The 22,704-nt window shown below is 45.6% G+C and carries 22 protein-coding genes; 16 read left to right on the top strand and 6 right to left on the bottom strand.

The annotated features are described in order from the left end of the window. Positions 1–6: 6 nt before the first annotated feature. Positions 7–1,104 carry a redox-regulated ATPase YchF gene (gene ychF, locus ADIS_RS14525; RefSeq protein WP_035806216.1) on the top strand — a complete coding sequence of 366 codons (1,098 nt, stop codon included), beginning with the start codon at positions 7–9 and terminating at the stop codon, positions 1,102–1,104. Between the two features lie 110 nt (positions 1,105–1,214). Then, entirely contained in the window at positions 1,215–2,093 is an 879-nt protein-coding gene (gene cas6 / locus ADIS_RS14520; RefSeq protein WP_035806213.1) for a CRISPR-associated endoribonuclease Cas6, read from the top strand. Between the two features lie 36 nt (positions 2,094–2,129). Here cas6 and ADIS_RS14515 read toward each other — a convergent pair whose 3' ends face one another. Next, on the bottom strand, positions 2,130–3,398 hold the full coding sequence (locus ADIS_RS14515) for a type IX secretion system plug protein (protein WP_010855338.1): 1,269 nt from the start codon (positions 3,396–3,398) through the stop codon (positions 2,130–2,132). Positions 3,399–3,426: 28 nt separating this feature from the next. Next, on the bottom strand, positions 3,427–5,367 hold the full coding sequence (gene abc-f, locus ADIS_RS14510; RefSeq protein ID WP_010855337.1) for a ribosomal protection-like ABC-F family protein: 1,941 nt from the start codon (positions 5,365–5,367) through the stop codon (positions 3,427–3,429). Between the two features lie 229 nt (positions 5,368–5,596). Between abc-f and typA the strand changes: the two genes are divergently transcribed. The 3 genes from typA to ADIS_RS14495 all read left to right on the top strand — a co-directional run bounded on the left by typA (position 5,597) and on the right by ADIS_RS14495 (position 8,830). After that, a complete protein-coding gene (gene typA, locus ADIS_RS14505; RefSeq protein WP_035806211.1) occupies positions 5,597–7,408 on the top strand; it encodes a translational GTPase TypA in 1,812 nt (603 codons plus the stop codon). Between the two features lie 90 nt (positions 7,409–7,498). After that, positions 7,499–8,473, top strand: coding sequence for a 6-phosphofructokinase (pfkA, locus tag ADIS_RS14500; protein WP_035806208.1), 975 nt, complete (start codon positions 7,499–7,501; stop codon positions 8,471–8,473). Between the two features lie 6 nt (positions 8,474–8,479). Continuing rightward, entirely contained in the window at positions 8,480–8,830 is a 351-nt protein-coding gene (locus tag ADIS_RS14495; RefSeq protein WP_010855333.1) for a hypothetical protein, read from the top strand. On the opposite strand, the gene miaA is transcribed toward ADIS_RS14495, so the two are convergent. Further along, complete coding sequence (miaA, locus tag ADIS_RS14490; protein WP_035806206.1) at positions 8,815–9,729, bottom strand: tRNA (adenosine(37)-N6)-dimethylallyltransferase MiaA; 915 nt, start codon at positions 9,727–9,729, stop codon at positions 8,815–8,817. The two genes, ADIS_RS14495 and miaA, sit on opposite strands and share 16 nt — an antisense overlap. A gap of 48 nt (positions 9,730–9,777) precedes the next feature. On the opposite strand from miaA, the gene ADIS_RS14485 reads away from it, so the two are divergent. The 5 genes from ADIS_RS14485 to ADIS_RS14465 are packed head-to-tail and all read left to right on the top strand — an operon-like array spanning position 9,778 to position 13,522. Beyond that, on the top strand, positions 9,778–10,536 hold the full coding sequence (locus tag ADIS_RS14485) for a response regulator (RefSeq protein WP_010855331.1): 759 nt from the start codon (positions 9,778–9,780) through the stop codon (positions 10,534–10,536). Further along, positions 10,529–10,909, top strand: a complete 381-nt coding sequence (locus ADIS_RS14480; protein ID WP_035806203.1) for a response regulator — start codon at positions 10,529–10,531, stop codon at positions 10,907–10,909. Before ADIS_RS14485 ends, ADIS_RS14480 begins: the two co-directional genes overlap by 8 nt. 3 nt (positions 10,910–10,912) lie before the next feature. Further along, on the top strand, positions 10,913–11,191 hold the full coding sequence (locus ADIS_RS14475) for a hypothetical protein (RefSeq protein WP_010855329.1): 279 nt from the start codon (positions 10,913–10,915) through the stop codon (positions 11,189–11,191). After that, positions 11,188–11,949 carry an MBL fold metallo-hydrolase gene (locus ADIS_RS14470; RefSeq protein ID WP_010855328.1) on the top strand — a complete coding sequence of 254 codons (762 nt, stop codon included), beginning with the start codon at positions 11,188–11,190 and terminating at the stop codon, positions 11,947–11,949. The genes ADIS_RS14475 and ADIS_RS14470 overlap by 4 nt, the downstream gene beginning before the upstream one ends. Position 11,950: 1 nt before the next feature. Beyond that, positions 11,951–13,522: an NFACT RNA binding domain-containing protein gene (locus ADIS_RS14465; protein ID WP_010855327.1), complete on the top strand. Its 1,572-nt coding sequence runs from the start codon at positions 11,951–11,953 to the stop codon at positions 13,520–13,522. 51 nt (positions 13,523–13,573) lie between these two features. Here the strand turns inward: ADIS_RS14465 and pyk are convergent, their stop codons facing one another. Together pyk and ADIS_RS14455 are read right to left on the bottom strand one after the other, a co-directional pair. Beyond that, positions 13,574–15,004, bottom strand: coding sequence for a pyruvate kinase (pyk, locus tag ADIS_RS14460; protein WP_010855326.1), 1,431 nt, complete (start codon positions 15,002–15,004; stop codon positions 13,574–13,576). Between the two features lie 17 nt (positions 15,005–15,021). Beyond that, on the bottom strand, positions 15,022–15,450 hold the full coding sequence (locus ADIS_RS14455; RefSeq protein WP_010855325.1) for an IPExxxVDY family protein: 429 nt from the start codon (positions 15,448–15,450) through the stop codon (positions 15,022–15,024). Positions 15,451–15,599: 149 nt separating this feature from the next. On the opposite strand from ADIS_RS14455, the gene ADIS_RS14450 reads away from it, so the two are divergent. From ADIS_RS14450 to ADIS_RS14430, 5 genes are read left to right on the top strand one after another with little or no spacing between them, the layout of a single operon-like run. Beyond that, positions 15,600–15,836 (top strand): acyl carrier protein, encoded by a 237-nt coding sequence (locus ADIS_RS14450; protein WP_010855324.1) that lies wholly within the window; start codon positions 15,600–15,602, stop codon positions 15,834–15,836. Between the two features lie 20 nt (positions 15,837–15,856). Then, a complete protein-coding gene (gene fabF / locus ADIS_RS14445; RefSeq protein WP_010855323.1) occupies positions 15,857–17,110 on the top strand; it encodes a beta-ketoacyl-ACP synthase II in 1,254 nt (417 codons plus the stop codon). A gap of 2 nt (positions 17,111–17,112) precedes the next feature. Next, positions 17,113–17,856 carry a ribonuclease III gene (rnc, locus tag ADIS_RS14440; RefSeq protein WP_035806200.1) on the top strand — a complete coding sequence of 248 codons (744 nt, stop codon included), beginning with the start codon at positions 17,113–17,115 and terminating at the stop codon, positions 17,854–17,856. A gap of 39 nt (positions 17,857–17,895) precedes the next feature. After that, positions 17,896–19,746: an NAD(+) synthase gene (nadE, locus tag ADIS_RS14435; protein ID WP_035806198.1), complete on the top strand. Its 1,851-nt coding sequence runs from the start codon at positions 17,896–17,898 to the stop codon at positions 19,744–19,746. Positions 19,747–19,779: 33 nt separating this feature from the next. Next, a complete protein-coding gene (locus ADIS_RS14430) occupies positions 19,780–20,898 on the top strand; it encodes a prolipoprotein diacylglyceryl transferase (protein WP_010855320.1) in 1,119 nt (372 codons plus the stop codon). A 25-nt stretch (positions 20,899–20,923) separates the two neighbouring features. Here ADIS_RS14430 and yidD read toward each other — a convergent pair whose 3' ends face one another. After that, the gene (yidD, locus tag ADIS_RS22750; protein WP_081634953.1) at positions 20,924–21,145 is read right to left on the bottom strand and encodes a membrane protein insertion efficiency factor YidD; all 222 of its coding nucleotides are present in this window, start codon (positions 21,143–21,145) and stop codon (positions 20,924–20,926) included. Between the two features lie 98 nt (positions 21,146–21,243). Between yidD and ADIS_RS14425 the strand changes: the two genes are divergently transcribed. Further along, a complete protein-coding gene (locus ADIS_RS14425; protein WP_010855318.1) occupies positions 21,244–22,680 on the top strand; it encodes a BamA/TamA family outer membrane protein in 1,437 nt (478 codons plus the stop codon). Positions 22,681–22,704 lie beyond the last annotated feature (24 nt).

The raw sequence follows: 22,704 nt of genomic DNA, 5'->3' as shown, positions 1-22,704 counted from the left end.
TAGTTCATGGGATTAAAGTGTGGGATTGTTGGGTTGCCCAATGTTGGGAAATCAACTCTTTTTAATGCATTGTCTAGCGCAAAGGCCGAAGCTGCCAATTTTCCTTTTTGCACGATCGAGCCAAATGTTGGAGTGGTTACCGTACCAGACAGAAGACTTCAAGCGCTGGAACTGCTGGTAAAGCCGCAGCGGGTGGTCCCTACGATCATCGAGTTTGTTGACATCGCCGGATTGGTAAAGGGAGCAAGCAAAGGGGAAGGATTGGGAAACAAATTTTTGGCCAATATTCGTGAGGTCGATGCGGTTATTCATGTGATTCGATGTTTTGAGGACGATAATGTCGTCCATGTGGCAGGAGGGGTGGATCCACTGTTTGACAAGGAGGTGATTGATACCGAGTTGCAATTGAAGGATTTGGAGTCTATTGAGAAAAAAATTCAAAAAAACGAGAAAATAGCAAAATCGGGAGACGCGAAGGCGAAAAAAATACTGAGCACCCTGCTTTCCTTCAAAGAGGGGCTGTTGGCAGGGAAAAATGCCAGGGCGATAGAGGTGGAAGAAGAGGACTTGGAGGCTGTGCAAGACCTGCACCTCCTGACCATCAAGCCGGTGCTCTACGTCGCCAATGTGTCGGAAAAGGAAATCACAACGGGCAATGCCCATGTCGATAAGCTACGTGAGGTGGCAGATTCAGAGGGAGCCGAGGTGGTTCTGCTCTGTGCTGCACTGGAAGCACAAATAGCTGAATTTGAGGAGGAAGAGGAAAAGCAAATGTTTTTGTCAGAGTATGGACTCGAGGAAAGTGGTCTCAATCGCCTGATCAGTGCTGCATACAAGTTGTTGAACCTCATTACCTACTTCACCGCCGGTGTTCAAGAGGTTAGGGCATGGACAATCCGAAGGGGATGGAAGGCACCGGCTGCCGCAGGGGTCATTCACAGTGACTTCGAAAAAGGATTCATCAAAGCGGAGGTCATCAAACTGCATGACTATGAGCAGTTCAAAACCGAAGCGGCATGTCGGGAAAATGGTAAAATAGCTATTGAGGGAAAGGAATACGTGGTTAAAGACGGGGATATCATGCATTTTCGTTTTAACGTATAAAAATAATTCAAATTTTATTGTTAAGTTTGTTGCAACTTAATTACCCAAAAATTAGTTAACCACTTATGAAAAAGTGTTAAATTATTGTTTAACTTTTCATTTTTACCATCGTGAGAATTAGATTAATATTTTCTTTGAAGAACAAGGGAGCTTACCTCCCTTTCCATCATCAGTATATCCTTGCGCAATTCCTGAAGGGGTTGATCGTAAAAGGTGGAAATGAATCTTTTTTCAATTACAATTACTTCAACTTCTCTGGCTTGAAAGGTCAAACCAAAGTAAGTAGAAGCGGGTTGCACTATTATTCCAGTTTGGTAACCTTGGTCCTGTCTGCACCTGATCAGGACTTTTTGGATTACCTGTTGGAACAAGTGTTCAAGACACCGAAAATTGAATTGGGGAACCTGATTCTTTCACCTGAGTATACCGAAAAGGAGACCGAACCTGAATTGGAGACCTCCAACAAGTTTGTTTGCATCTCTCCCTTGGTGTTGCTCATGCCTACCTTTGACGATGAGTCGGGTAAGCGGTTTATCAATCCTGACACGGATGAGTTCTCGGATCTTCTTTACGAATCCACACTGACCCGTATGGAAAAATCCGGTTGGTACACCCAGGAGCAAATGGAGTCTTTTTACAAATTCCAAGTGGTGCCGGACATGAATTACGTTAATAAACTACGTGAGCAACAAAAGAAATTCGCCCGTATTTATTCGGTGTATGACATGGATGTCAAGTATGAGGTTCGCGGATACACGCTGCCGTTCACGCTTTACGCCGCGGAGGAAGTACAAGACTTTGTTTTCAAATGTGGTTTGGGCGCCTTCACGCACAAGGGGTTCGGCATGTTGGACTTAGCCAACAATATGCCTAGTCAGCGAACAGAGCCCTACAAGTTTAAGCGAGAGGGATTTGTGCCTTATCGTCAGCATGTAAGTGAGAACCTGCCTAAACGTGAAGGCGGAGACATTCCAGACTCGATCGAATAGCATTAAAAAGGGAAGTTTAACTTCCCTTTTTTGTTTTCAAAGCCGGCGTTTATTCGGGTTCAAAACCGTGTATCCGATCAGTTCGTCGTACCGGGATCCCATATCCCTGTAGTAAAAAAACACCTCGTACTCGTTTTCTGTTTGGAAGTGCGTGCCCTCAAAGGGCTCCATATCCCACCCACGTTCCGTCTTCAAGCCATACTGGTAATCATACCAGCCTTGCTTAAGGAACAGTGTGGTCTGGTACAGTTTTTTCTCCTTATTATAGGTCATTTTGGCATCCGCACTGGTTCCCCATTCCGTAAGTGCACCCAGGACATACGGTGCCTGTGGCAATTCGGGAGATTGTAAATTAAAGGTTGTCAAAATGTATTCGCTTTCCAGGTGGTGGTTTTGCCGCTCCACATTCATAACAACATACTGTCCGTTCAAATCCAGGTACTCCAGGTAGGCCTGATTCCGTCGCACCTCATCCACCCCGGCTTCTGCGAACACAACATCCTCTTCCATCCGTACCGAGGCTACATTTCGACCACGGGTCCGAACATAACGTAGGTCTATAAACCTGAATTCGTTGCCTGCCTGGAAGGAATTACTTCCGTCGAATAACCGGTACTCAATTTGCCTTAAATCTTCTCGGATAAACGTTGGCTTCAAGTTATAGATGGCCTGATCCCAGCGTTGGTTTTGCCGGATAACGATACGGGTATTGTTGATCGGATCCAACAGCTCCCGGTTTGAATAGTTTACGATCACATCGATTTGGTGCGAACGCTGCCGTTCTGCCGCATTTGATGGTGGCACAATACTGGCTCCTAAATTGATCTGGTTTTGAAACACCATGAAGCGTTTGGTGATAACGGTGTTGGCTTCGTTACGGCCGCGGTATACCTTCAAGATATAGTTTCCTGTTTTGGTGACCCTGGGGACGGCAAACGTGTAATGGATGTACGGGATTCGGGTATTGATCCCATATTCGTAGTCGTTTACGTTGAATTCGTTATACTGCGTAAGGTAGTCTGCCTCCCGCAATCTAGAGGGGGTCCAGTCTACGTTGCAGTGGATCAATTTTGCCGAATATTGGTCAGCTTCGTAGGCGATATCGTCAAAGGTGAGAAGGAGCGGGATCGAGGAATTTAGAGAGATGACAGGAGGGTTGGTTTGGGTGGAAATATCCATTGATGCCGGAAAAAGCCTTACGGTCTGAATATTTTCGTCATGGATCTTGTCCTCAAGGGCTTTTTGTGCAAATACACTGCTGCTGACGAGAAATAGCAGTGAAAGTAAGTTTATACGAATCGGCATGTGGAACTGCGTTTGGGTTTAACGTTGGTTAATCGAGGGTGAGAACTTCACCTTGCAACCTGTCGATTTCCTCCGCTAACGCCTCCCAGGTAAGGTTGAGATGGGCTTCCCGCTTAAGTAACGATTGGTAGTCCTCGTTTAGTTTTTCGATCGAAGTAGATTTTTCGTACAGGTTAGGATTTGCAAGGTGTCGTTCAAGATCCGCCTTTTGGTGTTCCGTTTGACTGATTTCATGTTCCAAGGCCTCCAGTTCCTTTTCTTTGAGCTTTAGCTCTTTTTTTAGCTGGTTTAGGGCTTGCCTGTCTTGGTTTTTCAAAACCACGGGCTCTTTTTTTTCCTTTTTTGGACGCTCCACTGATGAGGCGTTTTTGGTGTTTTGCTGTTCAGACCAGTAAATATATTCATCATAGGTGCCCGGATATATTTTGATTTCTTGGTCTTCGATATACCAGATTTTATTCGCCACACCTTTTATGAAGTGTCGGTCGTGGGATACAGTCACAAAGGTTCCCTCGTATTGCTGCAACGCTTGGATCAGAATATTTACTGATTGCATGTCCAGGTGGTTTGTGGGTTCATCAAGCAGAAGGAAGTTTGCCTCCGATATCATGGTTTTTGCCAAGGCCACTCTCGATTTCTCACCCCCGGATAATACCTTTATTTTTTTGAATACATCATCGTTTGTGAACAAAAAACAGCCAAGGACATTTCTCAATTCCGTTTCCGACTTGTTACTGCCTGACTGCGCCAGCTCCTGGAGGATTTCATTGTTTATATCCAGGGCTTCCAGCTGATGTTGAGCAAAAAAGGATTTGATCACATTGTAGCCTTCTTCCCTGTTCCCTTCGATTTTTTCTGAGCCATCGATTATCCTTAGTAGAGTTGATTTGCCCTTGCCATTGGCTCCTATCAATGCGATTTTATCTCCTCGTTCGATTCGTGCACTGGTGTTTTTCAGGATTTCGATGGGACCGTATGCTTTTGACACATTTTCCAAAACGACCACGTCCCGGCCAGACCGCTGCGAAAATTTGAACTTGAAGTTGACCGAAACCTCGTCACTGACCACCTCCGATACCCTCTCCATTCGCTCCAAAGCCTTGATGCGGGATTGTACCTGGTTGGATTTGGTGGCTTTTGCCCGGAACCGTTCTATGAACTTCTCCGTCTGCTTGATCATCTGCTGCTGGTTCTCAAAAGCGTTTTGCTGGATTTCTTCCCGTCCGGCTTTTTCTGTTTTATAAAAATCGTAGTTACCTGCGTAGCTGGTGAGTGTCTGTCTCGATACTTCCACCGTGATTTCCGTGGCATTATTCAGAAAGGTGCGGTCGTGTGAAACGACAACGACCGCTCCCTCATAGTTTTTCAAGTAATTCTCCACCCACTGAATAGAGGGTAGATCGAGGTGGTTGGTTGGTTCGTCGAGCATAAGCAGTGACGGCTTTTCCAGCAGGAGTTTTGCAAGCATCACCCGCATACGCCAACCGCCCGAAAAAGTCTTTAAGGGGCGGGAAAGATCGACTGTGGAAAAACCAATGCCTTCCAGTACCTCCTCTGCTTTTGCTTTGATCGTATAGCCTTCGTTTGCTTCAAAGCGATCTTGGAGGTTGGCGAGTTTCTGGATGATTTCCTCCGAATAGTCTGTTTCCATTTGGGCCAAAACACGGTCAATTTCGGCCTGAAGGGCGAGTGTGTCTTTGAACGCCTCCAAAGCAACCTCCAAAATACTGTCCTCCGATTGATAGGATAAGAGGTCTTGGTTCAAAAAACCGATTGTACAGTCGTTTGATTTTTGCACCTCTCCACTGCTCGGAGCCAGATCTCCGTTTATTATCTTCAGGAGAGTGGATTTTCCGGTTCCATTTTGACCGACCAAAGCTATTTTGTCTTTGGGCCGGATATGCAGGGACGCATTTTCATACAAGGCACGGCCACCTATGAAATACGAGAGGTTGTTTATCGAAAGCATGCCGTAAAATTAGGAAAATCTGCCAAAAAATCCCGAAAGGCTTCAGGTACAAAGGACGGCCATATGGGAAAGCGGTGTGAAGGCCATAGAAATAGATCGTGCTTTTGGGTAGTTTGCCTATATTGTTTTTGAATTTGATTGATTGTGTTATAAAAATATTAAACAAATTGACAGCAGGACTGAATTCGGAATTTTATTCTTACTTTTGCACTCTAATTAAAAAATCAACATGCAGAGTATCCGTAACATAGCGATCATTGCTCACGTAGACCACGGCAAAACAACACTCGTGGATAAAATTATCCACGCTTCTAAAATTTTTAGGGAGAACCAACAGTTTGAAGACCTGATTCTGGACAACAATGATCTGGAGCGGGAGCGGGGCATTACCATTCTATCCAAGAACGTTTCAGTCCGGTATAAGGATATCAAGATAAACATTATCGATACGCCGGGTCACGCGGATTTTGGTGGCGAAGTGGAACGTGTGTTGAAAATGGCCGATGGAGTTATTTTGTTGGTGGACGCATTTGAAGGGCCCATGCCCCAGACGCGATTTGTACTGGGTAAGGCATTGGGGCTTGGATTGACGCCTATCGTGGTCGTTAATAAGGTCGACAAAGAAAACTGCCGTCCGGATGAGGTGCATGAGTCTGTTTTTGATCTTATGTTCAATCTCGACGCTACCGAGGAACAGTTGGATTTCCATACCCTCTACGGATCTGCCAAGCAAAACTGGATGGGACCGGATTGGAAAAACCCAACCGATTCCATATTGCCACTTTTGGATGCAATAATAGAATGTATTCCCGAGCCAAAATTGGAAGAAGGTACACTTCAGATGCAAATCACCTCCCTGGATTTTTCCAACTTCGTCGGGAGGATAGCCATTGGCAGGGTAAAAAGAGGAATGATCAAAGAGGGAGCACAGGTTACCCTATGCAAGTCCGACGGTACGCTGAAAAGGGTCAAAGTGAAAGAGCTTCATGTGTTTGAAGGACTAGGAAAAGTTAAGGTTTCGGAGGTCTCTGCCGGGGATATATGTGCCGTAACCGGAATAGAGGATTTCGAAATAGGGGATACCCTGGCCGACCTGGAAAATCCAGAGCCACTACCGCGCATTTCGATCGATGAGCCTACCATGAATATGCTCTTCACGATAAATAACTCACCTTTCTTTGGCAAAGAGGGCAAATTTGTGACTTCCCGACATCTAAGGGATCGATTGTTTAAGGAGACGGAAAAGAACCTTGCCCTCAAGGTCGAGACAACCGATTCGGAGGATAAATTTCTTGTTTATGGCAGGGGTATCCTTCATTTGTCTATCCTGATAGAGACCATGAGACGTGAGGGGTATGAGCTACAGGTGGGTCAGCCTCAGGTGATTTTTAAGACCATAGATGGGATGAAACATGAACCTATTGAAACCCTTTCGGTCGATGTGCCTGAAACGACGGCGGGAAAGGTAATCGAATTGGCAACCCAGCGAAAAGGGGAGCTTTTGGTCATGGAGCCCAAAGGAGATCTCCAGCACTTGGAGTTTAAGATCCCTTCACGAGGGTTGATCGGATTGAGAAACAACGTATTGACGGCTACCCAGGGTGAAGCGATTATGAATCACCGATTCACTGCGTATGAGCCATTTAAAGGAACGATCCCGGGAAGGATCAACGGATCGTTGATTTCCATGGAGGGAGGGGCTTGCACGGCCTATGCGATAGACAAGTTACAGGATCGGGGTACCTTTTTTGTGGATCCGGGAGAGGAACTCTACGGGGGGCAGGTAATCGGTGAGCACAACCGTGACAACGATATCGTCGTTAACGTGCAGAAGGGGAAAAAGCTGACCAATATGCGTGCTTCTGGTTCGGATGAAAATACAAAAATTGCTCCCGCCAAGAAATTCTCGCTGGAAGAAGCAATGGAGTATATCCAGAAAGATGAATACCTCGAAATCACCCCGAAGAGTATCCGCATGCGTAAAATTTACCTGGATGAAAACGAGCGTTCCAGGAAATCCAAAGAGCAGCAGGCGGTTTAAATCAGAAGAGGATGATTGATAAAGATCATCCTTTTTTTGCCTTTGAAGAAAATAGTGACCTAAATTGGAGAGTTTCAAACCTATTTACCAATGAAAAAAATAGCGGTGTTTACTTCAGGCGGTGATTCCCCAGGGATGAATGCCTGCATCCGTTCGGTGGTGAGGACAGGCCTCTATCGCGGTTTGGATGTATATGGTATCATGTACGGCTATGATGGCATGATCGAAGGGACAATCAAAAAGATGGCCTCCCATTCTGTCAGCAATATTATTCAGCGCGGTGGTACGATTCTAAAATCGGCAAGGAGTGAGGCCTTTATGACGAAAGAGGGAAGGCAAAAAGCCTATGCGGAGCTAACGAAACTTGGAATAGAGGGCCTGGTGGCGATCGGAGGCGATGGTACGTTTACAGGAGCCAAGGTGTTTTTTGAAGAATACGGGATACCCACCGTGGGCTGTCCTGGCACTATTGATAACGATATCTACGGAACCGACTACACCATTGGGTTTGATACGGCAGTAAATACGGCACTGGAGGCCATCGATAAGATTAGAGATACCGCGGCTGCCCATGATAGGATATTTTTCATAGAAGTGATGGGACGGGACAGTGGATACATCGGCATAGAGTGTGGTATCGGTGGAGGCGCGGAGCTGGTTATGGTGCCCGAAACCAGAACGAAGATAGAAGATGTGGTCAAATCGCTCAAGGGCTTGCGAAAAACCAAGACCTCCAGTATCATAATCGTTGCAGAAGGTCTAGACTGTGGCGATGCCGCCCAGATTATGGAGCGTGTGAAGGCCAGTTTTAAAGACGAGGAAAAGGAGTTTAAAGTAACTACCCTGGGCCACATCCAACGTGGCGGTAATCCCACAGCGAAAGACAGGCTATTGGGCAGTAGAATGGGAATGGCAGCAGTGGAAGGGCTCTTAGCGGGCGAATCCAATTGTATGGCGGGAGTCATGAATGATCATGTGGTGTACACTCCCTTTGCAGATTGCATTACCAAAGAAAAACCGTTGAAAAGTGATTATCTTAGGCTTCAGGAAATACTGAGTATTTAATAGCATATGGGATTTGTACCGATTTTCATTACCCTTGGGGCTTTTGTTGGCATGTTTTCACTCTTGGTGAGTCACAACATGGGCCTGCGAAGAAAGAGATACATGGCGGCAGTTGAGGAGCTCCAGAACCAGCTTCAGGTTTCGTCTCCAAAAATATCATCAGAAGGGGACGGACTTAGGGTATTGGAGGGTGAATTTCAGCGACAAAGGGCCGCGAAAAAGGTTTCGGAATTGGAGATTGCTAAGATAGAACGACTTTTTCAGGAGGCAAAATTGGGTCGGCATGCCTATAGGACGCTGATACGTACTAAACCCTATGCATTTGTAGCCAAATTGTTTGGTCATCGTCCCATCTGATCTTCCACAAAGGAAATGATCTCCTCCAGTTGGTCTGGATGAAACCATCGGTAGTCCGGATCCCGTCGAAGCCAGGTGAGTTGTCGCTTTGCATACCTCCTCGAATTTCTCTTTAGTAAGCGGATCGCTTCTGCCCGATCATAGCATCCTTCCAGAAAACCGAATATTTCGGTGTAGCCCACCGTTTGCAGTGCATTTAGGTGCCTGAATGGGTAGAGTGCCTCAGCTTCTTCAAATAGCCCTTGTTCGATCATTAGGTCCACACGGTGGTCTATCCGATCATAGAGTTCTGTCCGCTCACGGATTAAGGCTATTTTGATGATGGAAAAGGGACGATTTTCTCTGTTCCTGGTTCTAAAACTGCTAAAGGGCTTCCCGGTGGCCAGGCAAACCTCGAGTGCCCGTATAAGTCGTTGGGGGTTTTGCGTGTCTACTTGGCCGTAGTAGGTTGGATCAAGCGTAGACAGCAGTTCCTGTAGTGCTGAGATTCCTTCCGTCTGGAATTGATTGGTAAGCTGATGCCTCCATTTGGGCTCAATCTCCGGCATGTTGTCCAGTCCGTTGGCTACCGAATCAATGTATAGACCTGATCCTCCGGTAAGGATGATTGGATTGTATTCCGAAAACTTCTGTTCAAGAAGAGTAAGCACGTCCAATTCAAATCGTCTGACGTCGTATTCATCGTGAATCGAGTGACTATCAATCATGTAGTGGGGGATCCTTTTTAGTAGCTCTAAGGGTGGTTTTGCCGTACCTATATCCATTTCCCTAAAAAATTGTCTGCTGTCAGCGGATATGATAAAAGTTTTAAATTTTTTGGCTAAATTTATGCATAAATCGGTCTTGCCAACTGCAGTCGGGCCTGAAATGATCAGAAGTGTGTTTTTTCGTTGTACCAAATGGGAGGGAAATTAGGAGAAGTACAGCGAAATTAATAAATTTTAGATATGAAAAATAAGGTAGTCCTGATTGTAGATGACAATGCGCTGAACAGGAGGGTTTTTGAGAACATTTTAATGCATAACTATTCGTTCGAATCGGCGGGGGATGGATTGGAGGCGATAGAGAAATTGAAATCAGGTAACTATGATTTGGTATTGATGGACATACAGATGCCCCGATTGGATGGGATCTCTGCACTGAAGCAGATCCGGGAAGATAACCTTACAGAAAGTCCTATTATTGCTGTTTCAGCTTATTCGAATCAGGCAGACAGGGAGTATTTTTTGTCTACGGGGTTTGATGATTTTATCGCAAAGCCGGTAAAGCCCAAGGATTTGTTGGAAACGATCCATTTCCATTTGGAGTACCACGACAAAAATGAAGTACTTGCAGATAGCACCAGTATGGATAACGGAACTTTGGATGAGACGGTTATTTTGCAGTTGCTGAAGTTCAATTCGCTTGAAAATATTAGGTCGGTTTATGTGGATTTTCTAGAAGAGGCGGAAAATTTACTCAGCGGCATAAAAAAATCGTTAATTTTAAAGAACTTTGATGATATTGGGGGAAAATTACACATCATAAAGGGAAATTCTGGCACCTTGGGCATAAACGATGTTTTTAGGGTTTCAGCCAGTTTTGAGTCAGATATCAAGGAGGCCCGCTATGAAAATGCGGAAGGACATTGTGCCACGCTGGAAAAGAGCATCGATGTTTTTAAGGAGAAATTGTTAAACCAAAAATTGTTTGAAAAATATGAGTGAATCCAAAAGAGTGTTGGTGGCAGAGGACAGTTCGGTAATCATCAACCTAACAAAAAATGTGTTAGCCTTTGATAATTACAAGATCACCTCCGTGAAAAATGGAAAGCAGGTGTTGGAGAAGCTTCAGACTGAGGATTTTGATGTGATATTGATGGATATCAACATGCCTGTTATGGACGGAATCACCTGTACCCAGGCGATCAGGGCGCTTCCTGATAAGAAAAAGTCAAAGATCCCGATTATTGCCATAACTGGTAACTACAAGAATTTCACCTTGGATGATTTCATTCAGGTAGGGATGGATGATTATGTGCAGAAGCCGCTCGATTACGATTTATTACTTTCAACGGTGAGGAAGCATGCCTATAAATAGGTTATGGGAGTAAAGTACACGAAAAGCTACCTTGACAAAATAGAAAACCTTTTCTCGCAATCTGCTTATCACCTCAGGTACGAGAAGGGAAATTTCAAATCCGGATATTGCATTCTTAAAAGTACTAGAGTTGTCATTGTCAACAAATATTTCACCCTCGAGGGTAAGATCAATGCGCTACTTGATATAATCAAGGAGCTTCAATTGAATCCCAAGAGTTTTGAGGACAAAAAGGCACAGGAATTCCTAATTGAGTTGCAACAAACTGAATTAAAGCTTTGAAGGTTACTTTTCTTGGGACAGGAACGTCGCAGGGCGTTCCGGTTATTGGTTGTGCCTGTGGCGTATGCAGATCACTTGATTTTCGGGACAAGAGGCTTAGAACATCCGTTCATATAGAAGTAGGTGGCAAAAGTTTTGTTATTGACACCGGCCCCGATTTTCGAGCGCAAATGCTCAGAGAAGGCGTTGAACGCTTGGATGCGGTCATCTATACCCATGAGCACAAAGACCATACTGCCGGCATGGACGATATCCGGCCTTTCAACTACAAACAAGGGGCAGATATACCGATTTACGGCACCCAAAAAGTGATCGACCAGTTAAAGGCAGAGTTTTCGTATGTGTTTGCATCCAAAAAATATCCAGGTGTACCAGGTGTAAAGGTGCATGAGATCACCGATCAGCCTTTTGAAATACAAGGGGTGAAGTTTACCCCCATCGAAGTAATGCACCACAAAATCCCGGTATTCGGATATCGAATCCGAGATTTTGTGTATATCACCGATGCCAACCGTATCGATTCTTCCCAAATCGACAAAATCAGGGGCTGTGGGGTGTTAGTATTAAATGCTCTTCAGATACAACCCCATATTTCCCATTTCACCCTCGACGAAGCGCTTGAGATGGTGGAATTGATCAATCCGGTCAAAACCTATTTCACGCATATCAGCCATAGGCTGGGGACGGTGAGGGAGGTCGAAAAAAGACTCCCAAACGCTGTTTCATTGGCGTATGATGGGCTCCAAATCAATCTTTAACATGCATTTGAACTACCACTTTTTTAAATTCCTCTGTCCTGCGCTGGAGGAGCGATTGGTCGATAAGCAGGTTTCGGAATGCTTTAGCCAGAACAAAGATGAATTGGTTATTTGTTTTCAGGATGATAATTTGGGTGTTTTTTACGTTGTTGCCCACCTCATTCCCGCAGCGTCTTGCTTATATTTTCCCGTAGATTTTAAGAGGAGCAAAAGAAATAATGTAACCTTATTTCCTGAATTGCTCGGACAGCGGGTGGTATCGGTTCACCTTTTTACATTTGAGCGGGCGTTTTCGGTCAGGTTTCGATCGGGAGGGCAGTTGGTTTTCAAAATGCACGGCAGTAGGAGCAATCTATTGTATTTCCCCCCGGGGGCGATAATGCCTGCAACCATGTTTAGGAAATCACTTAGGGATGATGCGCTTTTAGAGCTGGCCGGTTTGGAAAAGCCATTGGTGCTCGATAAGACGCGTTTTTATCAGCTTCAGGGCAACGTCGCACAGTTCTTGCCTACCTTGGGCAAGCAGCCCCGAAATTGGTTAAAGGCTCGAGGTTACCTCGATTTGGACATCGATGCAAGATTCGCATTGATTCAGGAATTGTTGGATCTGCTCGATAGTCCCCTCTTTGCGGTTTTCAGATTGGAGGAGGAATATGTGCTCACGTTATTGCCCTGCCCGGATGCCGAATTCACAACTGGAGATCCCATTGAGGTATGTAATGTGTATTTCAAAAAGGCGGTTATACGCCTCGGCTTTGAGCAGGAGAAGCGCCAATTGGTCAAATCACTGAGGGATCATATTGTAAAAACGGACAATTACCTTCGCAAAACCTATGAAAAGCTGGCTGAACTGGAATCCCAGACATCTCCGGGACAGTTGGCAGATATCCTCATGGCCAATCTGCATCAGATCCCTCCGGGAGCAGAGCAGGTTGAGCTGTTTGATTTTTACAAGGAAAAGACGATTTTGGTTCCGCTTAAGCGGGGGGTTTCGCCGCAAAAGCAAGCAGAGACCCTGTACAGAAAAGCCAAAAACCGCAAAATAGAACTGAGTCAATTGGAAAAGAACCTTGAAGAAAAGGAAGGCCTTATGGAGCAATTGACAAAAGATTTGACCGAGGCAGAATGTCTGGAAAACCATCGGGAGCTGCGGAGTTTCATGAAGGATAGGGGATTGATGCCTGAATCAAGACAAACCCAAGAGCCTATCCCCTTCAAGCGGTTTTCGGCAGATGGTTTTGAGATTCTAGTTGGCAAGTCCTCCAAGGCCAACGACGAGATGTTAAGGAGATATGCTTGGAAGGAGGATCTTTGGTTGCATGCGAAAGGAGTTTCAGGTTCGCATGTGCTGATCAAATACCGATCAGGAGCTATGTTTCCCAAGCCGGTAATAGAGCGGGCGGCGGCATTGGCAGCGTATTATTCGAAAAGCCGTACAGATAGTCTTTGTCCGGTGATTTTTACCCCTGTCAAATACGTGAGGAAGGTGAAGGGCGCTGCGCCCGGTGCTGTGCATGTGGACAGGGAGCAAGTGGTCATGGTCCGACCAGAGGGCCCCGAGGGGGAGAAATAGAAGAAAGCTATCCAATACGGACAGCTTTCTTCGTTGGGTTTGTTGGTAAAATCAGGTTACCTGATGGATTTTCAGCATGTTGGTACGCCCCTTGGATTTGAGCGGCATGCTTGCGGTGTTTATGATGATGTCCCCCTCTTTTACGTGCTTGTGTTCCTTTAGGATATCCTCGATATCCTGGAATGTCGCATCGGTGGATATTTGATTGTCGTAAAAGAAACCACGCACCCCCCACACTAAACTCAGCTGAGTGATAAGCAGGGGATTACTGGTGAAAATAAAAATATCCGCAGACGGGCGATGGGACGAAAGCCTGAAACCGGTAAAGCCGGAGGTGGTGATTCCTACGATGGCTTTTGCCTTTACATTCCTGGATAGTCGGCTGGCCATCAAGAGCAGGTTATTGCTCAAGTAGCTATCCGTGTCTTCCGGTATTTTGTACAGATTGTGGTATATATTCCCGTTTTCTTCGATGTAACCGATGACGCTGGTCATCGCCTTTACCGCTGCGATCGGATATTTTCCTGATGCGGTTTCTGCAGATAGCATGACAGCGTCTGCTCCATCCAAAACCGCCGTGGCCACGTCGTTCGTCTCGGCACGGGTAGGTCTTGGGTTTACGATCATGCTCTCCATCATCTGAGTAGCTACAATCACCGGTTTGCAGGCAATTTTACATTTTTCCACCATGGTTTTTTGCCATAGAGGCACCACCTCCATGGGGACTTCCACGCCAAGATCCCCTCTTGCCACCATAATTGCGTCGGTTGCCGCTATGATGGCGTCGATGTTTTCAAGTGCCTCGGGTTTCTCTATTTTGGCTACTATTTTACAGCATTTTCCGGCCTTTTCGATCCGTTCCCTGAGGTCTGTGATATCTTCTGCCGATCGAACGAACGATAGAGCAATCCAATCCACATCGTTTTCCAATCCGAATTCAAGGTCTTCTAAATCCTTTTCCGTAAGTGAGGGAGCACTTACTTTGGTGTTGGGAAGGTTGATGCCTTTGCGTGATTTCAGGATTCCGCCATGAACTACCGTACATACTACGTTTTTTCCATCTGTATTAAGTACCACCAATTCGAGGTTTCCGTCATCGATTAGAATCCGATCTCCCGGAACCACGTCATTGGGCAAGTTTTGGTATACGGTGCTTATCAGTTCCGGTGTTCCTACCACCGGGTCGTTTGTGATGGTGATTTGTTCTCCTGGTCGTATGACCACTCCATTGTTTTCTACTTCCCCTACACGGATTTTCGGGCCTTGTAGATCTTGTAGTATCCCGATATTTAGGTTGTACTGCTTGTTGATGCTTCGGATGAGTTGGATAACATTTTTGTGCCCTTCGTGGGTACCGTGCGAAAAATTGAGACGAAAAACATCAGCTCCGGCCATTGCTAGCTCAGTCAGCACTTCTTCATTATTACTGGCAGGCCCTACCGTGGCCAAAATTTTTGTCTTGTTGAAGATTGGTACTCTCATTTTCCTTTTTTTAGTGTTTAATAAGTTAGTAGGTTGTCCCTTGATTTTAATTTGGTGATATCAAGCTTCACCACGTTTTGTATGCCCTTTATTTTTGATAACTCATCAATACAGGTAGGCAAGTCTAGCCCGTTCGCGGGATCCTGGACAATTAGAAAATAGTCCATTATCTTGAGCTCCGGTATCAGGAAGCGGGCTTGGCCGGCTACCGGATACGACTTGTTACGCAGTAATTGGATGAAGCCATGTTCCTTTTCCAATAGGTATTGGGAAATGACCAACGTGGGCTGGTTGGTGAATTCCATGGTGTAATCCGCATCTCTTTTCAGCTCCAAACCGAGACTTCTATTGATCAACCAGGCTATTTTGTAGTCCTTTATTGGAGCCACAAGACCCAACAGATCAAAATCGTATGATGCCTCAATCAGGAGTTTACTTTTCTTCATTTAGGAAGAATTTAAAAAAACAAAGTTAAAAATTTTATCTCAACTTCTATCTTTGATGGGAAGTTCTTAAATTTAGTCAGCCTTTTTTTTTGACATTAAGGTTTTAAATAATTTTCTTTGCGGAGTGTTTTAACTAAACTGATCACAAAATGTCTGAAATTGCACAAAAAGTAAAAGCCATTATCGTCGATAAATTGGGCGTAGAAGAGTCTGAAGTTACTCCTGAGGCAAGCTTCACCAATGACCTAGGAGCAGACTCCCTGGACACCGTTGAGCTTATCATGGAGTTTGAAAAGGAGTTCAATATTTCTATTCCTGATGACCAAGCTGAGCAAATCGGTACTGTAGGTCAGGCTGTTAGCTATTTGGAAGCTAACGTAAAATAATCTGTACTTAAAATCATTCTATGAATTTAAGAAGAGTAGTTGTAACAGGTTTAGGTGCCCTCACGCCTATCGGTAACACCGTTCCGGAATTTTGGAAAGGGTTGTCGTTAGGTGTGAGCGGTGCTGCACCTATTACTAGGTTTGATGCCTCGGCGTTTAAGACGCAGTTTGCCTGTGAGCTAAAAAATCTACAGGTAGAAGACCATCTTGACCGGAAGGAAGCCAGAAAAATAGACCCTTATGCGCAGTATGCCATGATAGCCGTGGAAGAAGCCATGCAGGATTCTGGTATCGATCTGGAAAAAGTAAACCTAGTGAGGGCCGGAGTAATCTGGGGTTCGGGAATTGGAGGACTGAAGACCTTTCAGGATGAAGTGACCTCCTTCGCTACCGGTGACGGGACGCCAAGGTTTAATCCTTACTTTATCCCCAAGATGATCGCCGACATTGCTGCCGGCTTCATCTCCATTAAGTATGGTTTTCAGGGCCCGAATTTTGCGACCGTATCTGCCTGTGCATCTGCTACCAACGCGCTTATTGATGCGTTTAATTACATCCGGCTTGGAAAGGCTGACGTATTCATCTCTGGCGGTTCAGAAGCGGCAGTTACAGAAGCAGGGGTCGGCGGATTCAATGCGCTTAAAGCCCTGTCCCAACGCAACGATTCGCCGGAAACGGCGTCCAGACCTTTTGATAAAGATAGGGATGGATTCGTTTTGGGTGAAGGTGCCGGAGCAATTGTGCTTGAGGAGTATGAACACGCAAAAGCAAGGGGCGCCAAGATTTATGCGGAACTGGTTGGCGGTGGCATGACCGGTGACGCATACCATATTACTGCCCCACATCCTGAGGGTAGGGGCGCTGCCAACGTCATGAAGTTTGCACTGGAGGATGCCGGAATGAACCCTGAGGATATAGATTATATCAACGTACATGGTACATCCACTCCTCTGGGAGATATCAGCGAAGTAAAAGCTATCCAGCAAGTGTTCGGACAGCATGCCTATAAATTGAATATCTCCAGCACGAAATCTATGACCGGACACCTCCTGGGTGCTGCGGGTGCCATCGAAGCCATAGCTAGTATTTTGGCGATCAAGAACAGCCTGGTGCCCCCTACTATCAATCATTTTACGGATGACGAAGGGCTTGATAGCAAATTGAATTTGACCTTTAACAAGGCTCAGGAACGTGTTATGAATGCAGCATTGAGCAATACTTTTGGATTTGGCGGGCACAATTGCTCGATCATCTTTAAAAAACTAACCGAATAAGTTTGAGGATTTTACGTTTACTGCGAATTCACGAGCTGGGATATAGTAAACAGGATAAAAGGCTTGCTTCTGCTATCAAAATGATAGTGGGGAGCAAGCCTTTAAACTTATCGCTTTATCGGCTGGCGCTAAGGCATTCATCTGCCGCCGAGGAACTGAGAAATGGAGTTAAGGTATCCAATGAGCGATTGGAATACCTAGGCGATGCAGTTCTCGGGACCATCGTAGCCGAATACCTATTCATGAAGTTTCCTTATAGGGATGAGGGGTTTTTGACAGAAACCAGGTCACGGATTGTAAACCGGGAATCTCTCAATCATGTTGGCCAGAAAATAGGTCTGGCTGCGATCGTAGAGGCAGGGTTGGCATCCAAGAATCCATACGCCTACAAATCCATTTATGGCGACACCCTTGAAGCCATGATCGGGGCCATTTACCTGGACAGGGGCTACAGGTTTTGTCGAAGCTTCGTATGCCAGCGATTGATTCTGCCCTATTTTGATATAGACAATATTATCAATACGACCACCAACTTTAAAAGCAAAGTCATCGAGTGGTCGCAAAGAGACAACAAAGAAGTTGATTTTCGCTTGATATCGGTGTCCGGGGCCCAACGATTTAAAGAGTTTATTGTTGAGTTATATGTCGACGGGGAGCCGTTGGCAGAGGGTAAGGGGCCTACCAAAAAGAAGGCTGAGCAGGAAGCCGCTAAAGCAGCCTGTGAGAAGCTGCAAATGTCCCTTTAAACCGTTTTTCATTAAATTCGCTGATATTATCATCCTTTTATGGCATCAATAAAACTAGGCGGCGCGACCGTAAATCAGACGCCCTTGGACTGGGAGGGAAACTTCAATAACCTGGTTTCTGCCATACACGATGCCAAGAAAGAAAAAGTCCATCTTCTATGTTTTCCAGAGCTGAGTATGACGGGCTATGGGAGTGAGGATCTCTTTTTAAGTTATTGGTATCCGAAAAAGGCACTTGCCTACGTCCAAAAGCTCCTTCCTTTTACGCAGGGGATGGTCGTATGTGTGGGGCTTCCCCTCCGGGTGGGGCAACTGGTTTACAACTGTGTAGCCGTATTGGAGGACAAGGAAGTGAAGGGGTTCGTTGCCAAACAGTTTTTGGCCATCGATGGAGTCCACTATGAGGCACGCTGGTTTACGCCTTGGAGGGCAGGCGAGGTAGTTTCGTTTGATTTTTTCGGGCAGGAAGTCCCTTTAGGGGATCTCATATTTGAAGTGGAAGGCGTTACCTTTGGGTTCGAAATCTGTGAGGATGCCTGGAGGGGAGATAGTAGACCCGGTTTTCGGTTAAAAGACAGGGGGGTGGATCTTATTTTAAATCCCAGTGCCAGTCATTTTGCCATGGGTAAAAGTAGGCAACGGGAAATTCTGGTAACAGAGAGTTCTGCAAGTTTCGGGTTGACCTATTTTTATGTCAATTTGCTGGGAAATGAGTCCGGACGGATGATTTTTGATGGAGAGATACTCCTGGCCCAGGAGGGTTTCTTGCTGGTAAAAAACCCCCTGCTTTCCTATGCATCGTATCAGCTGGTAACATTTGAGTATAGTACAGCCAAATCGAGAAAGGAGGAAGTATCTACCGATCACAACAAAAATGAAGAGTTTGCGAAAGCAGTATCTTTGGCATTGTTCGATTATCTCCGAAAAAGCAGAAGTAAGGGCTTTGTATTGTCCCTAAGCGGTGGGGCAGATTCTTCTTCCATAGCTGTGTTGGTGGCGGAGATGGTTCGAAGAGGTATACAAGAGCTCGGGATGGAGCAGTTTCTCAGTAAATTACATATTGGCGGACAAGAGAATAGCTATAAAGATAGCAACCAGGTAGTTGCGCGGTTACTGACTGTTGCCTACCAAGGCACCGAAAATTCCTCCGAAGCTACCTTTCAAAGTGCCCTTCAATTGGCTGACAGTATTGGTGCCGAGTTTTTCCATTGGAGTATTTCGGAAGAAGTAGCCTCCTACACCCAAAAGATTGAGAAGGCATTGGGTCGAAAACTCAGCTGGGAGACCGACGATCTGGCACTTCAGAATATCCAGGCGAGGGCACGCTCTCCAATCATCTGGATGCTTGCCAACCTGAAAAATGCGCTGCTGCTTACTACCTCCAATAGAAGTGAGGGAGATGTAGGCTATGCCACTATGGATGGAGATACCAGTGGAAGTATTTCACCTATTGCAGCCGTGGATAAGGCTTTTATACTCCAGTGGCTTCGATGGGCCCAACATACCCTGGGGTACGAAGGGTTACGTGGGGTCAATTCGCTTCAGCCTTCGGCAGAGCTCCGTCCATTGGAGAACAAGCAAACGGACGAGGAGGATTTAATGCCCTATGATGTAATTGTGGCTATTGAGCGGCTTGCCATTCGGGATAGACGTAGCCCCGCGGATGTTTACCTGATTTTGAGGGATGAGTTGGATCTGGATCCTGGTCGCCTGAAAGAATACATCCAAAAGTTTTTCAGACTCTGGTCACGTAACCAGTGGAAGCGAGAGCGGCTCGCTCCATCCTTCCATTTGGATGAGTTCAATGTGGATCCCAAGACATGGTATCGATTCCCCATTCTATCGGGGGGCTATGAGGAGGAATTGAGGGAATTGGCGGGATTAGATTGATATTAATGTTATTTTAGCCAAAATTTTGCTGCCATGATGGAATCAGTTTTGTCTTATGTGGTGTGGAGTCCCCACCCTGCCGTATTTTCAGGATTTGAACGGCTCCGTTGGTATAGTTTGTTGTTTGCCTTGGGATTTATTATTTCCCAGCAAATAATGATTTACATATACCGTAAGGAAGGGCACGATGAAAAATTGGTTGATCGGCTGACTATTTACATGGTACTGGCTACCATTTTTGGTGCCCGATTGGGCCATGTTCTATTTTATGAGCCTGAGAAATATCTCAGTAATCCCATCGATATCCTTAAGGTATGGGAAGGTGGCTTGGCAAGTCATGGAGCGGCCATCGGAATTCTGTTTGCTTTGTGGCTATATGCCCGCAAGACTCCCGGCCAAAGCTACCTTTGGGTAGTTGATCGCATTGTCATCGTGGTAGCGATGACCGGTGCCATGATCCGTGTGGGAAACCTGATGAATTCCGAGATAGGAGGTAAGGCTACGGGCAATGATAGCGGTTTCGTTTTTGCGCGCGATGCGGAGGAAATATTGGAGACGCTCAGGCTTCCCCTATTGGACGTGAGTGCATACAAACCTCAGGACCGTTCCGACGAGTTAAATGGATCAGGCATTGTACCCGTTAACTTTGATTTGAAGGTGTCCAAGGGCGGATTCGATGAGCAGGAGCTGGGTGAAGCGATTGCAAGGGATGTCAAGTATGCGCTTACCCGATTTAAAAGCTCGCAGAAGTACCTTGCAGAGGATGTAGGCAGTCCGTTGGATTATTCCATTGCAGACCGGGGAGACCATTTTCTTGTCACCGTGCGAACCTTTGGAGTAACCAAGTACCCTACGCAGATATATGAGTCGTTGTCGTATTTTGTAATTTTCCTAGCACTTTACCTTGGTTGGAGAAAATATACGCACAAAATACCGGAAGGCCTCTACTTAGGTGTTTTTTTGGTGACCGTTTTTGGTATGCGCTTTCTTTGGGAGTTTATGAAAGAAGTACAAGTGGACTTTGAGGAAGATCTTACCTTTAATATGGGGCAGGCCTTGAGTATACCGCTCGTATTGGCGGGGATTGCATTGATTTTGTATGCCTGGAAAAAAGGTTCTCCAGCTCAAGGTAAAACATCTTCCCATTCATAGCGTTATCACGGTACGGGCTTAGTGATTAGGGAACGGGATCGTGTCCGTGACTTCCCCATGGGTGGCATTTCGCGATTCGTTTGATGCCGAGCCATCCACCCCTGCGTACGCCATGCTTCCCTATAGCTTCCTTCATGTACTGGGAACAGGTTGGCGTAAACCTACAGGACGGAGGGAACAACGGAGAAATGAGGTACTGGTACACCAAAATCGGAAAAATGGCTATCTTCTTTATTACTTCCTTCAATTTTTGGCTGTTTGTATACTAAATCCTTTATTTGCCTGATTAGTTCTTTTTGCATATTCATTTATATGGGATGGCGATTCAAATTTAGTATTTACTGTATGACGAAGCGTATTACCGGCCTCGTGGGGTTGGTACTTGTTTTTCTTGCGGGTGCCCATGCCCAAGTGACAACGGAAGATTTGGAAAGCGAGCTCATGGTTCCCAAGCAGGTCACGGTAAATACCATTTTTATCATTGGAAATGAAAAAACCCGAAAGAACATCATTTTGCGTGAAATGGATATTTCGGAGGGGGTTACGTATGAGTGGGAGGAGTTTGTGTCCATGCTTGTCGCAGACCAAAAGAAAATCTATAACCTGCTCCTTTTCAATACGGTTGACGTTAAGCCCTATTTTGTCGCGGATGATCAGGTTGAAGTCTTGGTGTCTGTCACGGAGCGATGGTACATTTTGCCCAGTGTGATTTTTACATTGGCAGATCGTAATTTCTCCGAGTGGTGGATTAACCAAAACCGTGATTTCTCCAGGGTCAACTACGGAATCAAGCTCGACCATAACAATGTGGGAGGCAGAAATGAGAAGTTGCGGTTGGTAGGCCAGCTTGGTTTTACCCAGGCATTTGACATCCAATACAGCAAACCTTACATCGATCGAAAGCAGTTGCATGGCATTTCTGCCCGGTTCAATTACTTCACCAACAAGACCATCGCTGTTAGGTCCAGTGACAACCGTCAGGTTTTTTATACAAATCCGGAAGAGGATGTACTTCGAAAATCCATGAATGCCCTCTTGAACTATTCGTTTCGAGGAAGTTATTACAATTTTCACTCGGCCACCGTAGGGTATCATCAGAGTAGGATTCACGAAGACGTGCTGGTGCAAAACCCCGTTTATTTCCCCAATGGTAATACGCAGCTAAGTTATTTTTTTGCTTCCTACAGTTACCGCCACGATAAGCGTGATAACAACGCCTATGCCACGGATGGTGAGTTACTTGTTTTGGGGGTAAATAAGTATGGGCTATTTGGACGTGACAATATCGACGAGACTGAGTTTACGTTACAGGCCAACCGGTATTTGCCGCTTCGTGGCAGGTTTCATTTGGCGACAGGATTGTCTGCCTCTACTTTTTTGAGCCCTTTGCAGCCCTATACGCTGGTTCGGGGTATAGGGTATAGGCCTGATTTTATCCGTGGTTACGAAATAAATGTGATTGAAGGGCAACAGGTGGCTGTTCATAAAAACAGCTTGCGTTATGAGCTTTTTAACGCAGCCTTTGATATTTCCAACTACATGCCCATAGACGAGTTTGCCGTGTTTCCCTTCAAGATGTACCTAAGTGCCAACTTTGATCATGGCATTGTCCATGACAGAAATCGGCTCGTCGAAAACCTGCGGCTGACAAATCGCTATTTATATGGGTATGGAGTAGGGTTGGATTTGGTTACTTTTTACGATACCGTTATTAGGTTTGAGTATTCTATCAATGATGTTGGTATGGGTAATTTCTTTATTAACATGAAGGCACCTCTGTAATTTTTTAATTTTTGCTTTTGTTGA

The organism is Lunatimonas lonarensis, from assembly GCF_000390185.1.
Taxonomy (GTDB): Bacteria; Bacteroidota; Bacteroidia; order Cytophagales; family Cyclobacteriaceae; genus Lunatimonas; species Lunatimonas lonarensis.
The sequence above is the reverse complement of the archived record's forward strand: the minus strand, read 5'-3'. Positions and strand labels throughout refer to the sequence as shown.